The organism is Flavobacterium luteum, from assembly GCF_008806775.1.
Classification (GTDB): domain Bacteria; phylum Bacteroidota; class Bacteroidia; order Flavobacteriales; family Flavobacteriaceae; genus Flavobacterium; species Flavobacterium luteum.
On record NZ_WAEM01000005.1, the window covers coordinates 94,438 to 111,233 of the forward strand.

Annotated in this window: 8 protein-coding genes; all 8 read left to right on the forward strand. The window is 33.1% G+C overall.

Features of this window, described 5'->3' with window-relative positions; genetic code table 11:
- Nucleotides 1-250 precede the first annotated feature (250 nt).
- Entirely contained in the window at nucleotides 251-970 is a 720-nt protein-coding gene (locus tag F6464_RS10495) for a toxin-antitoxin system YwqK family antitoxin (protein WP_151107762.1), read from the forward strand.
- Between the two features lie 37 nt (nucleotides 971-1,007).
- The gene (gene mnmA / locus F6464_RS10500; RefSeq protein WP_151107763.1) at nucleotides 1,008-2,195 is read left to right on the forward strand and encodes a tRNA 2-thiouridine(34) synthase MnmA; all 1,188 of its coding nucleotides are present in this window, start codon (nucleotides 1,008-1,010) and stop codon (nucleotides 2,193-2,195) included.
- Between the two features lie 24 nt (nucleotides 2,196-2,219).
- Nucleotides 2,220-3,833 (forward strand): S8 family serine peptidase, encoded by a 1,614-nt coding sequence (locus tag F6464_RS10505; RefSeq protein ID WP_151107764.1) that lies wholly within the window; start codon nucleotides 2,220-2,222, stop codon nucleotides 3,831-3,833.
- Nucleotides 3,833-4,777 carry an NAD(P)H-dependent flavin oxidoreductase gene (locus F6464_RS10510; protein WP_151107765.1) on the forward strand — a complete coding sequence of 315 codons (945 nt, stop codon included), beginning with the start codon at nucleotides 3,833-3,835 and terminating at the stop codon, nucleotides 4,775-4,777. The genes F6464_RS10505 and F6464_RS10510 overlap by 1 nt, the downstream gene beginning before the upstream one ends.
- Nucleotides 4,778-4,807: 30 nt before the next feature.
- Entirely contained in the window at nucleotides 4,808-5,236 is a 429-nt protein-coding gene (locus F6464_RS10515) for a hypothetical protein (RefSeq protein ID WP_151107766.1), read from the forward strand.
- Nucleotides 5,237-5,697: 461 nt separating this feature from the next.
- Nucleotides 5,698-13,851, forward strand: coding sequence for a T9SS type B sorting domain-containing protein (locus F6464_RS10520; RefSeq protein WP_151107767.1), 8,154 nt, complete (start codon nucleotides 5,698-5,700; stop codon nucleotides 13,849-13,851).
- Nucleotides 13,852-13,863: 12 nt separating this feature from the next.
- Nucleotides 13,864-14,811, forward strand: a complete 948-nt coding sequence (locus F6464_RS10525; protein WP_151107768.1) for a PorP/SprF family type IX secretion system membrane protein — start codon at nucleotides 13,864-13,866, stop codon at nucleotides 14,809-14,811.
- 11 nt (nucleotides 14,812-14,822) lie between these two features.
- Nucleotides 14,823-16,703: an OmpA family protein gene (locus F6464_RS10530; protein WP_151107769.1), complete on the forward strand. Its 1,881-nt coding sequence runs from the start codon at nucleotides 14,823-14,825 to the stop codon at nucleotides 16,701-16,703.
- Nucleotides 16,704-16,796: the final 93 nt, after the last annotated feature.

The window sequence follows — 16,796 nt, forward strand, 5'->3', positions numbered from 1 at the left end:
TTAAAAAATATTTACTTTATTGAATTATAATTTTGATAGCTTTATGATTTAAAATCGGATAAGATTTTAAATTATAAAATCCTTTAGTTATAAGGTATTGGGTAGTTTATAGATCCCATTAAAATAGTTTAAAGACATAATCTTTTTTCCTGAAATAGAAACAATAGTAATTAAAGTATTAAAATGTATTTTTGTTAAAATAATATCACTTAAAAATAGTTATATAGAATATCAAAAAAATTAAATCTCAATGAAAATAAATAAGTTTTTGTATTTTTTAGTTGCTCTAGTTTCTTTAGTATTCCAAACGATTACTGCACAATCTGATTTTAATAAGTTAGATGATAAAGGAAGAAAACATGGTCTTTGGAAAGGATTCCACCCAGAATCTAAAAGACCAAAATATGAAGGGACATTTTTGCATGGTAAAGAGACTGGCGTTTTTTATTTTTTTGATGATACCAATGCAAAATCTATAATTGCTACTAGAGAATTCAATCCAAAAGACAATTCCGTTTTTACTATTTTTTATGATCAAGCTAAAAATAAAGTAAGCGAAGGGAAACAAGTAAATAGGCTTTATGTCGGGCAATGGAAATATTACCATCAAGCTTCTAAAGAAATTATGACTATTGAAAATTATAAAAATGGAAAACTGGACGGATTGAGAAGTGTGTATTACCCAAGTACAAAAATTGCTGAAGAGACTAATTATTTGAAAGGGGTAAAGCATGGAAAATACAGAAAATATTCTGAAAAAGATGGAGTAATCCTTGAAGATTCCAATTACAATAACGGCGAGTTTGACGGACCAGCAGTTTATAAAGATCCATTGGGTAACATTGTTGCTCAAGGCAAATATGTAAATGGCAAGAAAAAAGGAATTTGGCAGTTTTTTGAAAACGGAAAATTAGTTAGCGAAGAAAATATGTCAAAGGTTAAGAAAGTTGTAAAACCTAAAACCAAATAAATTTTAAATTGTACTTTTGTAGTTAAATTTTTTCATAATGAAACGTGTAGTTATTGGTCTTTCCGGGGGTGTAGATTCTAGTGTTGCTGCTTATTTGTTGCAACAACAAGGCTATGAAGTAATAGGGCTTTTTATGAAAAACTGGCATGATGATTCAGTGACTATTTCAGATGAATGTCCATGGTTAGAAGATAGTAATGATGCATTGTTAGTTGCTGAGAAATTAGGAATTCCTTTTCAAACTGTCGATTTAAGCAAACACTACCAAGAGAAAATTGTTGACTATATGTTCAGCGAATACGAAAAAGGACGGACACCAAATCCTGACGTATTGTGTAATAGAGAGATTAAGTTTGATGTTTTTATGAAAATTGCTTTAAGTCTAGGAGCCGATTATGTTGCTACAGGACATTATTGCAGAAAAGGTGAAATTGAAGTTAACGGGCAGCCCGTTTATCAATTGTTATCAGGTAAAGATGACAACAAGGATCAATCGTATTTTTTATGTCAATTATCGCAAGAACAATTAGCAAAATCCCTTTTTCCAATAGGGGAATTAACTAAGCCTCAAGTTCGTGAGATAGCTGCAGAAATGCAACTCGTAACTGCCGATAAAAAAGACTCTCAAGGTTTGTGTTTTATAGGAAAAGTTCGTTTGCCCGATTTTTTGCAACAAAAATTACAGCCAAAAGCGGGTTTAATTTTTGAAATCGATGCCAATCAAGAAATATATACTTTAAATAAATCAGAAAATAAATCAATCGAAGAATTATTAATTTCAGAGTCGACTTCAATTGATTATACTCCAGAAATGGGCAAGGTAGTTGGGAAACATCAAGGAGCGCATTATTTTACAACGGGTCAAAGAAAAGGATTGAATGTAGGAGGAACTCACGAAGCATTATTTGTTATAGCTACAAATGTAAAAACCAACACTATATATACGGGTCAAGGAAGTCAACATCCCGGATTATTCAAAAAAGCACTTTTTATTTCGCCATCAGAAGTACATTGGATAAGAAAAGATTTGAGAATTCCGAATACTGAAACTATGAAAGTTATGGCTAGGATAAGATACCGTCAGCCTTTGCAAAGCGCCACATTGCATCAATATGAAAAAGGAATGTATGTTGCTTTTGATGAACCACAATCTGCAATTACCCAAGGTCAGTTTGTGGCTTGGTATCTTGAAGATGAATTAGTTGGTTCAGGAGTAATTTCGTAAGTTTACTTTCGTAGAAATATTTTTATGAAAAAGATTGCCTTGTTTATTTTATTGTTTTTGAATTCATCAGTGTTTTCACAAGAAGATGCTTGGGTATATTTTAATTCAAAACCAGATTCACAAGCCTATTTCGAAAATCCATTAACAATGCTTACACAACGAGCATTAGATAGGAGGAAGCTTCAAAATATTCCTATAGATTTCATAGATGTTCCTATTTATCAATCTTTTATTAATCAAGTAGCAGCAACTCAAGGAATAAAAGTTATGGCAAAATCCAAGTGGTTTAATGCTATTCATGTTCAAGGATTGCAATCCGACATTCAAGCGCTTAAAACTCTAAACTTTGTTGAACGGATAGATTTTGCTAACAAAAATTTAAATGCTACGGGAAAAGTTACAGCTCCAAAACGTATTAAGAAAATTAGTAAAACTTATGAAACGGAGTCCTTTTTTAATTATGCAAGTTCAGCAAATCAAATTCAAATGTTAAATGGAATTTTATTGCATAAACAAAACTATACGGGTTCAGGAAAAATAATTGCAGTTATGGATGCAGGGTTTCCAGGTGTAAATTCAGCAGAAACTTTTGAAAGACTAAGAAATAATAATCAACTTTTAGGAGGTTATGATTATGTAAAAAGAAATATAGATTTTTATTCTGGTGATTCTCACGGGACATTGGTTCTTTCGACAATGGGCGGCTTTCTAGAAAATCAATTGGTAGGAACCGCACCTGATGCTTCTTATTATTTGTTTGTTACTGAAGATGATAAAAATGAAAGTCCACTTGAATTATCGCTTTGGGTTGAAGCGGCTGAAGAGGCAGATAGACTTGGAGTCGATATTATTACAACTTCATTAGGTTATACCCAATTTGATAATCCTAATTATGATTTTACTTATAATGATATGAATGGTTCTTCAACTTTTATTTCAAAAGGGGTCGAGTTCGCATTTAGTAGAGGAATCGTTTGTGTAGTTTCTGCAGGAAATCAAGGCTCAAAAGCATGGCGTTATATATCAGCTCCTGCTGATGCGTTTCATGCTCTTACTGTAGGAGCAGTAGATGCAGCGGGAAATTATGCTTCTTTTAGCTCCAAAGGCCCTTCTTATGACGGAAGAGTAAAGCCAGATATTGTTGCTCAAGGACAGCAATCGGTTTTATCTAATACCGCTGGGGCTATTACAACGGCAAACGGAACTTCTTTTTCGGGGCCAATAATAGCTGGGATGGTAGCAAGTCTTTGGCAAGCACTACCTAATAAAACGAATACAGAAATTCTTGATTTAATTAAACAATCGTCAAGTTTATTTACTAGTCCAAATGAAAAGTTGGGACACGGAATCCCCGATTTTAATTTAGCCTTAAATAATGCTTTAGGCCAAAAACAATTTTCGCAAAAGGAGTTTATTCTTTATCCAAATCCTGCGCAAGATAATATCTTAATTTCGTTTCCAAATGGATTCGAAAATGCTACTATTACATTATATAATAGTTTAGGTCAAAAGATTTTCGATAAAGTGATTTCAAAAGAAAATAAAAGTATTTTTTTAGAAAATTTAAATTCAGGAATCTATTTTTATAATCTAACCTCTAAAACGTATTTGCAATCAGGTAAAATAGTGAAACAATAATGAATAAAATCACCCAACTTTTTAATATAAAATACCCAATAATTCAAGGAGGAATGATTTGGAATAGTGGCTACAAATTAGCAAGTGCAGTGAGCAATTCAGGGGGGTTAGGGTTAATTGGAGCAGGATCAATGTATCCAGATGTGTTGAGAGAGCATATCCAAAAATGTAAGAAAGCAACAGATAAACCTTTTGGAGTAAATGTGCCAATGTTGTATCCAAATATCGAAGAGATTTTAAAAATTATTATTGAAGAAGGAGTAAAAATTGTATTTACTTCAGCAGGAAATCCCAAAACGTGGACCTCTTATTTAAAAGAGAAAAGGATTACAGTTGTACATGTGGTGAGCAGTTCTAAATTTGCTCTAAAAGCCCAGGAAGCGGGAGTAGATGCGGTTGTAGTAGAGGGTTTTGAAGCTGGCGGGCATAATGGAAGAGAAGAGACCACAACACTTACTTTAATTCCGATGGTAAAAGAACAGATTTCGATTCCATTAATTGCTGCTGGAGGTATAGCCACTGGAAAAGCAATGTTAGCTGTTATGATTTTAGGAGCAGATGGTGTTCAGATAGGGAGTCGTTTCGCAGCTTCGATAGAATCATCTTCCCATGAAAACTTCAAAAATAAAATTTTAGAAACTAAAGAAGGGGATACACAATTGACATTGAAAGAGCTTGCGCCTGTTCGATTAATTAAGAACAAATTTTTTGAAGACATTCAACAATTATATGCAAAATGTGCCACAAAAGAGGAATTAAAAGAGTTATTGGGTAGAGCAAGAGCAAAACGAGGGATGTTTGAGGGCGATATGATTGAAGGTGAGTTAGAGATTGGTCAGGTTGCAGGATTAATTCATGAAATAAAATCGGTAAACGAAATTATAAATGATTTAATTTCTGAATTTGAGATTTCGAAAAATGATTTAAAAAGAATTAGCTTTTAATTTACTATTTTTGGCCTCTTAACTTATATAATGAAATCGATTAAAAATTTATTACTATTCTTCTTTTATGCAACCTGCATTCAACAATCTTATTGTCAAGTCTATAAATTTAAAACTACTGGATTTAGTGTTTTAGAACGAAACGATAAAGGGAATTGGGGAAAATGGTCCGATTTACAAGATGCTTCAATAGTTATAACTTTAGATACTACTAAAAATAGAATTGTCATCTATTCTCAAGAAATTCAGCTTTATGAAATTATGAATTATGAGAAAGTTCAGGAAAATGAAAATGATGAAATTTACTCTTTTCAATGCCGAAATGATGATGGTGAGCCTTTTGTAATCTCAATAATCAAAAGGAAAAATCAAGAAAATAGAAAACAACTTTATATCAATCAAAAAAATGTTATTGTTGTTTATAATATTGTTAATTTAATTGGTAATAATGAGAGGTGATTTTAATTGTTTTTTTTAATCTATTTTTCTTGGATAATCTTCATCTTTTTTTAAATCAAAAGTATTAGAATTTAAATTCAACTTTTTTGTTTTAATTCTAACATAATTTTAATTTAATAAATCAAATAAAAAGATATTTTTTATAGGTTTTTTTTAGATTTCTTTTTTGAATTTATTCACTAAGTTTTGTTTCATATCATTGATTTTTAATTTTTTAAATTGCTTTTACAATCAATCAGCCATCAATATTAAATTGTTAATCAATTTGTTCATAATATTAAAGTAATTAGAAAATTTACTCTTGTTATTTAATTAATATCGTAAGGAAATATAGTCCTTTTTTTTTAGTTAATTTTTTTTATAAATTAATCTTAGATGCTAAACAAAGACAATAGATTTTATTGTAAAATGCATTTAATTTATTATTCTATATTTCTTTAATGTGTCAATTATATTTGCTTATGAGAATTATTACTCTTAGTACAAAAAAAACCTTATTTTTCTTAACTTTTTTAGCTTTTTTTATAAGCTTAAATAATTCCTTGGCTCAACAATGTCCTATAATTGTTAATTCTAGTCAATCTTTTTGCGACTCTCGTCCTTCCCCTGCTAAAGTTAGTGATCTTGTTGCAATAGATAATGGAGGAGGTATTAAATGGTATACAGTGCCTACTAGCGGTACCGCTTTAAATCCTTCAACAATTTTAAATTCAGGGTCTTATTATGCTGATAATAATACTGGTACTTGTGCTACTCGCCCTAGAGTGGATGTGGTTTTTTATATAAAACCATCACCAGTAGATTTGCCTTCTCCAACTTTTTGCGTTGCGTCCACTGTGGCAAACCTGCAGCAAAAAATTGCTGGAAATGATTTAAGATGGTATCTTAGTCCAACTGGTGGTTCTCAATTAGCTAGTTCATTGCCTTTGATTAATAATACAGATTATTATGCGAGTCAATTTATTTCAAGTTCTGGCTGTGAAACTTTAAGAAGCAGAATTAGGGTTAAGATAGTAATTCTAGATCCGCCAACTGGTAATCCTCTTCAAAGTATTTGTTCAAATCCATCTCCAAAAATTTCAGACTTTATTGTAAATATTGATTCTAATAATAGTATCTCTTGGTATTATCCTTCTGGTGTTGAAATTTTAGATCCATCAAACACATTAATACAAGAAGGAGATGTCTATAAAGTAACCCAATCAGATAGCAATTGTGAAAGTCTTGGTTTGTCTGTTTCATCAATTTTTGAAGACCCAAATAATGCAGGTACTAATGGTGCAAAAAGTTATTGTGTTTCTGATTTGCCAACAACTCTTCCTTTTAATTTATATGATTTACTTGGAGGAAATCCAGATAAAACTGGCGTTTGGACTGGTGATTTACCCACAATTGACGGATATTTAGGGAAAGTTGATATTTCTTCATTATCGCCAGGTGATTATTATTTTAATTATGAGGTTTCTACTTCTACAAAATGTGCGAATTCCTCTTCAAAAGTGACTATTACTGTTTTACCATTACCAACAGTTTCTATTTCAACTAAAAGGCCAACTGTTTGTTCAGGAACGCCATCTAGAATAGATTTTGAAGGAACTCCTTTAGCAACAGTAATATACAAGGTAAATGGAGTGATTAACACTATTGTTCTAGACTCATTCGGTGAGGCATCTATAAATACTTCTCAAAATCATACCTATGAATTAGTTAGTGTAGCTTATAGTGGAACACCAAGTTGTAGTCAAAATATAACGGGTATTGTTACAATAACAGTTTTACCCTTACCAACAGTATCTATTTCTACTAATACGCCAAATGTTTGTTCGGGAACGGTATCTAAAGTTGAATTTAAAGGAACCCCATTAGCAACAGTAACCTACACGGAGAATGGAGTAATTAAAACGATTTCATTGAATGCAGCAGGTGAAGCTTCATTAGATGCTACTCAAAGTGGCACTTATGCTTTAGTAAGTGTAGCTTCAAATGGCACACCAAGTTGTAGTCAAAACCAGACTGGAAGTGTAACCGTAACAGTTTTACCTTTACCAACAGTATCTATTTCTACTAATACTCCAAATATTTGTTCGGGAACGGCATCTAAAGTTGAATTTAAAGGAACCCCATTAGCAACAGTAACCTACACGGAGAATGGAGTAATTAAAACGATTTCATTGAATGCAGCAGGTGAAGCTTCATTAGATGCTACTCAAAGTGGCACTTATACTTTAGTAAGTGTAGCTTCTAATGGCACACTAAGTTGTAGTCAAAATCAGACTGGAAGTGTAACCGTAACAGTTTTACCTTTACCAACAGTATCTATTTCTACTAATACTCCAAATATTTGTTCGGGAACGGCATCTAAAGTTGAATTTAAAGGAACCCCATTAGCAACAGTAACCTACACGGAGAATGGAGTAATTAAAACGATTTCATTGAATGCAGCAGGTGAAGCTTCATTAGATGCTACTCAAAATGGCACTTATACTTTAGTAAGTGTAGCTTCAAATGGAACACCAAGTTGCAGTCAAAATCTAACAGGTAGCGTTACAATAAAGGTTTTACCAATACCAACAGCATCATTTTCTACAAAGTCTCCTATAGTTTGTTCAGGAAACCTAGCTAGATTAGATTTTGAAGGAACGCCATTAGCAACAGTAACCTATACGGAAAATGGAGTTGTTAAAACAATTCAATTAAATATAGATGGAGAAGCTGAAGTTCCTGTAAATCAAAATTCTGTTTATAATTTGATTAGTGTGTCTTATGATGATATACCAAGTTGCAGCCAAAATCTAACGGGTAGCTTAACTATAACAGTTTTACCATTACCTACTGCAATAATCTCTACAAAAACACCAACCATTTGTTCTGGTGACTCCGCTCGTATTGATTTTGAAGGAACCCCATTAGCATTAGTAACCTATACTCTTGATGGTGTAACGAATACGATTCTATTAGACTCTGATGGAGAAGCTTCATTAATAGCTACTCAAAATAGTATATATACTCTAGTAAGTGTGGCTTACAGCACTACTCCAAGTTGTATTCAAAATCTAACAGGAAGTGTTACAGTAACAGTTTTACCCATACCTACAGCATCATTTTCTACAAAGTCTCCTATAGTTTGTTCAGGAAACCCAGCTAGATTAGATTTTGAAGGAACGCCATTAGCAACAGTAACCTATACGGAAAATGGAGTTGTTAAAACAATTCAATTAAATACAGATGGAGAAGCTGAAGTTCCTGTAAATCAAAATTCTGTTTATAATTTGATTAGTGTGTCTTATGAAGATTTGCCAAGTTGCAGTCAAAATCTAACGGGTAGCGTTACTATAACAGTTTTGCCGTTGCCTACAGTGATAATCTCAACCAAAACACCAACCATTTGTTCTGAATCTTCTGCTCGGATAGATTTCGAAGGAACTCCATTAGCATCAGTAATCTATACTGTTGATGGAGTAAGCAATACGATTCTATTAGATTCAGATGGTGAAGCCTCATTTGATGCTACTCAAAACAGTACCTATACTTTAGTAAGTGTAGCTTCAAGTGGCACACCAAGTTGCAATCAAAATCAGGCGGGTAGTGTTACAATAACTGTTTTACCCTTGCCAACAGTTTCTATCTCTACCAAAACACCAACCATTTGTTCTCAATCTTCCGCTCGGATAGATTTCGAAGGAACTCCATTAGCATCAGTAAACTATACTGTTGATGGAGTTAGTAATATGATTTTATTAGATTCAGATGGTGAATCTTCATTAAATACAAATCAAAATTCTGTTTATGAGTTGGTTAGTGTATCTTATGTTGCTTTGCCAAGTTGCAGTCAAAATCAGACGGGTAGTGTTACAATAACTGTTTTGCCATTGCCTACAGTGACAATCTCAACCAAAACACCAACCATTTGTTCTGAATCTTCTGCTCGGATAGATTTCGAAGGAACTCCATTAGCATCAGTAATCTATACTGTTGATGGAGTAAGCAATACGATTCTATTAGATTCAGATGGTGAAGCCTCATTTGATGCTACTCAAAACAGTACCTATACTTTAGTAAGTATAGCTTCAAGTGGCACACCAAGTTGCAATCAAAATCAGGCGGGTAGTGTTACAATAACTGTTTTACCCTTGCCAACAGTTTCTATCTCTACCAAAACACCAATCATTTGTTCTCAATCTTCTGCTCGGATAGATTTCGAAGGAACTCCATTAGCATCAGTAATCTATACTGTTGATGGAGTAAGTAATACGATTCTATTAGATTCAGATGGTGAAGCCTCATTAGATGCCACTCAAAACAGTACCTATACTTTAGTAAGTGTAGCTTCTAGTGGCACACCAAGTTGCAGACAAAATCAGACTGGTAGTGTTACAATAACAGTTTTACCCTTACCGACAGCATCAATTTCTACAAAATCTCCAATTGTTTGTTCTGGACTCACAGCTCGGCTAGATTTTGAGGGAACCCCATTGACGATTGTAAGCTTTACAGTTAATGGTATACCTGATACTATTCAATTAGATTCTGATGGAGAAGCTTCATTAAATGCAAATCAAAATTCTGTTTATGAGTTGGTTAGCGTATCTTATGTTGATTTGCTAAGTTGCAGTCAAAATCTAACAGGTAACATTACAATAACTGTTTTACCCTTGCCAACAGTTTCTATCTCTACCAAAACACCAACCATTTGTTCTCAATCTTCCGCTCGGATAGATTTCGAAGGAACTCCATTAGCATCAGTAATCTATACTGTTGATGGTGTAAGTAATACGATTCAATTAGATTCTGATGGAGAAGCCTCATTAGATGCTTCTCAAAACAGTACCTATACATTAGTAAGTGTAGCTTCTATTGGCACACCAAGTTGCAGTCAAAATCAGACTGGTAGTGTTACAATAAAAGTTTTACCTTTACCTACAGCATCAATTTCTACAAAATCTCCAATTGTTTGTTCTGGACTCCCAGCTCGAGTAGATTTTGAGGGAACTCCATTGACAATTGTAAGCTTTACGGTTAATGGTATACCTGATACTATTCAATTAGATTCTGATGGCGAAGCTTCATTAAATGCAAATCAAAATTCTGTTTATGAGTTGGTTAGTGTATCTTATATTGATTTGCTAAGTTGCAGTCAAAATCTAACTGGTAACATTACAATAACTGTTTTGCCATTGCCTACAGTTTCTATCTCTACCAAAACACCAACCATTTGTTCTGAATCTTCCGCTCGTATAGATTTCGAAGGAACTCCATTAGCATCAGTAATCTATACTGTTGATGGAGTAAGCAATACGATTCAATTAGATTCTGATGGAGAAGCCTCATTAGATTCCACACAAAACAGTATCTATACTTTAGTAAGTGTTTCTTCAAGTGGTTCGCCTAGCTGTACAAAATTATTAACAGATTCAGTTACGATATCCATTAATCCTAAACCAACAGTAAGTATATCATCTAGCGGAACTTCTTGTTCCGGTAATGCTATAGATGTAACATTTACTGGAACTCCTAATGCAAATGTGACCTATAGAATAAATGGAGGTGTTGTACAGAACATAAATATTGGGTCGTCTGGAGTAGCAGTATTAAATATTATTTTATCAGCTACTTCTACATTTAAATTAGAAAGTATTACTTTAATAAATCCTCCAAATTGTTCCCAATTATTATCAGAGGAAACTATCATAAATGTGACACAACCTCCTGTAGCGGGTAGTAATGCAAATTTATCTATATGTAGTGATGCAATTCCTCAAGATTTATATTTATTATTGGGTTCAAGTGCGCAATCCGGTGGTACTTGGTTCCCAACTCTCATTAGCGGAACTGGTTTTTTTGATCCAAAAGTTGATTTAGAGGGATCTTATATTTATACTGTTGCAGGAACACCTCCATGTGTGAATGATACTGCTCTAGTAACCGTTACGATTGTTCCTGCTGCAAATTCAGGAAGTGATGGAGTTGCTAATTTATGTTCAAATTCTGATACGGTAGATTTAAAAACTTTCCTTGTTGGTTCGCCACAAACAGGTGGGACTTGGTCGCCTACGTTAACGAGTGGTACAGGAATTTTTGATCCATCTGTTGATTTAGCAGAAAAATACACCTACACAGTTAAAGGTGTTGGGTCATGTACTGATGCTAAAGCTTCTGTAGTTGTATCAATAGTACAAGGTCCAAATGCAGGAATTTCTGGCAGCACAACATTTTGCGAAGGGAGTTCGGCGAAAGATTTGTTTTTAAGTTTAGGAGGCAAACCTCAAACAGGTGGAACTTGGTTTCCTACCCTGACAAGTGGTTCAGGAATTTTCGATCCTACTCTAGATAAAGCAGGAGATTATTCCTATTCATTTTCTGGAAGTCAACCTTGTGATAACGATACGGCAACCGTTACAGTAATTCTAAACCCTTCGCCAAATGCAGGAGAAGACAATACAGCATCAATTTGTTCAAATGTAAATGGAAGTGATCTTTTTACTTTCCTTAGAGGAAATCCACAGTTAGGAGGAACTTGGACGCCTCCTTTAGTAAGCGGTACAGGTTTCTTTGATCCAAAAAAAGATGCGGCTGGAGAGTATACCTACACAGTTGGAAATCCTTTTTGTACTCCAGATGAAGCGAAAATTTCAGTTACAATTATTCCTGGTCCTGATGCAGGATTGCCAGGAGATATAACTTTTTGTGCTACTAGTTTACCTCAAAGTTTATTTTCAAGTTTAAAAGGAACTCCACAAGTAGGCGGAACATGGACTTCTCCAAATGGAGCTATTAGTACAGGGGTTTTTGATCCTAAAGTAGATTTGCCTGGAGTTTATACCTATACATTTGAAGGGAGTCAGCCTTGTGATGATGATACGGCTACAGTAACTGTAACAGTTGATCCAATTGTAAATGCAGGAACTTTTGTTGGTATACAAAATGTTTGTACATCAATTGGTTCATTTGATTTATATTCACTGTTAAAAGATAGCATAGCAGGTGGAACTTGGACTGATAGTAACAATCAAACTGTTACAAGTCCTGTTGAAGTTTCAAAACTTACTCCTAATACCTATAGTTATACTTACACAGTAACCAATGCTTGTGGAACAGACAATGAAGTGGTTCAATTTGTTATATTACTTAATCCAGTTTTGGCATCTAAAAACATAGCAATTTCTTCCCCTAATTGTAAAGGGAATAATGTAACAGTTACATTATCAAATATGGAAAATGGTGTTTATACTATTAATTACAATTTATCTATAAGTAATGTTTTAACAAATCAAAATGCAAATGTAACTATCGTTAATGGTAAAGGGACTTTTGACATCAGTGCTGCTGACATACCAAATTTAGGAACGACAAGAGTTACATTTTTAACCATTACAAATGCTTTAACGAATTGTGTTACGGCTATTAATCCAAATGTAAGTGCCGATTTTATTTTGCGACAAAGTTCAAATTTAGAGAATAAAAATATAGTAATTGCTGATGTATGTGAAGGAAGTGATGTTACCGTTACTATTTCTGGAGCTTCTAACGGATTAGCGGATGGAAATTATCAATTTATTTATACTATTCCTGATGCTGTACCAAGTTCGGGAACAACTGGAACTATAGCCATAGCAAATGGAACAGGTCAATTCATAATACCAGCTTCTAATTTTGTAAATGCGGCAAGTTATACTCTAACAATTTCATCAATTACAAATCTATCCTCCGGATGTAATAATTTAACTGAAGATGCTAATACTTCTTTTCAAGTATTTCCATTGCCAAATGCTACTGGTGCAATACTCAGTTCGGCTTCAGCTTGCTTAAATTTCTCTAATGAAGTTTCTCTATCAAGAGCCAATGCTATAAGTGACGGATTTTACGATATCACTTATGAATTATCTGGAGTTAGTTCGTCTTCTATAACAGTAAATGTAGAGTTTGTAGGAGGTGAAACTAAATTTGTTATACCTGCTTCAGTATTAAATACTGCAGGGAATGTTACTGTTACAATAGATAAAATTATTTCAAGTGTAAGTCAATGTGATACTTCTGGAAGTGCAGTTTTACCAATATCTTTTGAAGTTTTTCAGTTAGATACTCCAATAATTAAAGATAAAGGAAACGAATTTTGTAAAAATGACAATCCAACTATTGCCAATTTATCTGATAACGTTTCTGGATCAGAACCTTTAGTTTGGTATGATGATGCAACTGGTACCAATGTTTTAAATAGCACAGATTTATTAGAAGATGGTAATTCCTATTTTGCTACATTAAAATCTGCATCAGGTTGCGAAAGTGTTGTACGATTAGAAGTAGTTGTAGATTTAACAAAATGCAAAGACATCTTAATTCCTGACGGATTTTCTCCAAATGGAGATACAGTAAATGATGAATTTGTGATTAAAAATATAGAAAGTGCTTTTCCAAATTTTACATTAGAGATTTATAATAGATACGGAAACATTCTTTATAAAGGAAATAAAAATACACCAAATTGGGATGGAACAACTACTCAAGGTGGAATAAAAATAGGAGATGCAATACTTCCTGTTGGGGTCTATTTTTATATACTAGAATACAATGACGGAAAGACTTCACCAAAACAAGGCAGACTCTATTTAAGTAGATAAAAGAAATACAAGATGAAAAAAAGAAGTTTTACATTTTTAGTTCTTATAAGCGTTTTTCTAGTTTCTACTCTAGCAAATGCGCAGCAAGACCCTCAGTTTACCCATTATATGTATAATATGAATGTGATAAATCCTGCTTATGCTACCGCTAATGAAGGAGTAATAAATTTAGGAGGATTGTATAGAACTCAATGGGTAGGTGCTGTTGGAGCTCCCAAAACAGCTACTTTGTTTGCACATTCACCAATAGCAAAAAAAGTTGAGATGGGAATATCATTTGTTAACGATGCCATAGGAGATGTGGTTAATGAAAATAATATATTTGTTGATTTTGCTTATGTATTGCCCGTTTCTGATAAAAGCAAATTATCATTTGGTTTAAAGGGAGGAATGACACTTTTTGATACTAATTTTAATGGATTTAAATTTACAGATGTAAATCCAGACAAGGCCTTTCAGGACAATATCAGTAGGGTTTTTCCAAATGTTGGTTTAGGTACTTTCTATTTTACGGATAAGTACTATTTAGGATTTTCAGTTCCTAATTTGTTGACAACAAAACACATAGAAAGCAAAGATGGAATTAGGTATTCTGGAGTAGAAGACATTCATTATTTTCTTACTGGTGGTTATGTGTTTAATTTGAATCCCAATTTAAAATTCAAACCAGCCTTTATGGCTAAAGGAGTTTCAGGAGCACCATTATCTTTAGATATGACAGCTAATTTTTTAATGAATAATAAAATTGAATTAGGTGCAGGATATCGTTTTGATGATTCAGTTAGTGGATTAGTGAATTTTTATATTACACCACAATTGAGAATTGGATATTCGTATGATTATACATTGTCTAATCTTGGTCAATTTAATTCAGGAAGTCACGAAATATTTTTATTATTTGATTTAGATACATCAAGTTTAGCTTCAAAAGGATATGAAAAATCACCACGATTCTTCTAATAACGAAAAAAATGAAAAAATACTTTTATATACTTTTTATATTTTGTTTTAGCATCACTCTTTTGGGACAAAAAGTTAGTGAAAAGAAAGCAAATAAACTATTCGAAAAGAAATCTTATGTCAAAGCAGCAGAGCTATATGAGCAAGTAGAAGAGAATCAAAATGTATTGCAAAACTTAGGAGATTGCTACTATAACAATTCTCAAGTAAGTGATGCTGTAAGAGTTTATGGGAAACTTTTTTTAAATTACAAAGAAACCATTCAACCTGAATACTATTTTAAATATGCACAATCCTTGCTTGGAATTGCCGATTATGAAAAAGCAGACAAGATTATGGGTGAGTATTTAAAATTCGAAGTAAGTACTCCTAAGTTTATAACTAATTTACTTACCAATGTACCTTTCAACTATGTTATTCAGCCAATGTCAAAAAATGGATCTAATGGCGATTTCGGAATTTCATTTTATGGAGATAAAGTAGCATTTGCCTCTGCAAGAAATACAACTTCTAAATCTTTTGGTTGGAACGAAAAAGCCTATCTAGACTTGTTTAGCGCTGACGTAAATGACAAAGGGTTGCTTTTAAATGTTGAACCATTTCCAAAAGAAATTAATACAGACACTCATGAAAGTTCAGCCACTTTTAGTAAAGATGGACGCATCATGTATTTTAATAGAACCAATGGCAATAAAGTAAAAATTGGAGACGAAAAAGTAGCTGTCATTAAAATTTTTAAAGCCGAATTTATTGATGGAAAATGGACCAATATAAAAGAGTTACTTTTCACAAGCGACACCTATTCTACTGAGCACCCATTTTTAAGTAAAGATGGAAAAAAATTATACTTCTCAAGTGATATGCCAGGAACTTTAGGCTCGTTCGATATTTTTGTTGTTGATGTAAATGAAGATGGGACTTTTGGCACACCTCAAAATTTAGGTAAAGCAATAAATACCATTCACAGGGAACAGTTTCCATCAATATCTGACAATGGAACTATTTTATATTTTTCTTCCGATGGGCATCAAGGGATGGGAGGCTTAGATATATTTATGAGTACTAATTTTCAAGGTGTTTTTGCAAAACCTTTAAATTTAGGTCAAACAATCAATAGTAATCTGGATGATTTTGGATATGTTGTAGATGAGAAAAAAAATACGGGCTATCTTTCGTCAAATAGAAAAGGAGGTGATAATTTATACAGTTTTACAAGAATAGAAAATCAAGAACGCTATGTTGTAGAAGGAGAAGTAAAAGATAAAAATACACAAAATCCATTACCAGGGACTTTGGTTTCGCTATATGATGAAAATAATATTTTAATTGGGCAAATGGTCGTTGGTGCAGAAGCCGATTATATTTTTAATACAGAACCCAACAAGAAATATAGAATTGAAGCTGTAAGAGATTTTTATATTCCTCATAGTGAAGATTTTACCACAAATGCTGATGGAAAATTGCGTTATACCATAGAACTATTTGTTGAATGTTATGATGATGCCGAGGAGATTATTACCAAACGTCAAGACGGAAAAGTGCAAATCGTACTCGAGAATATTTATTTTGATTTAAATAAATGGGACATTAAATCGGATGCAGCCCGGATCTTAAATGTATTGGTAGATTTATTAAACAAATATCCAGAAATGGAAATAGAGATTGACGCCCACACTGATTCTCGGGCATCAGAGATGTATAATTTAATATTATCTAATAGAAGAGCTGCTTCTAGTTTAGAATATTTAGTGCAATCTGGAATTAAAAGAAAACGCCTTCGCTCTAGAGGTTTTGGAGAATCTGTTCCTTTAATTCAATGTGGTACAACTAGAGTCTGTACTGAACAAGAACATTCTATAAACAGACGATGCGAGTTCATCATCCTGAAATAATAAAGAGCCACTTTTTGAGTGGCTCTTTTAATAATAGTAGCTTTTACATGTTTGAAAAATTATTCAAATTCATTCTTTATGATTAACCAGTAA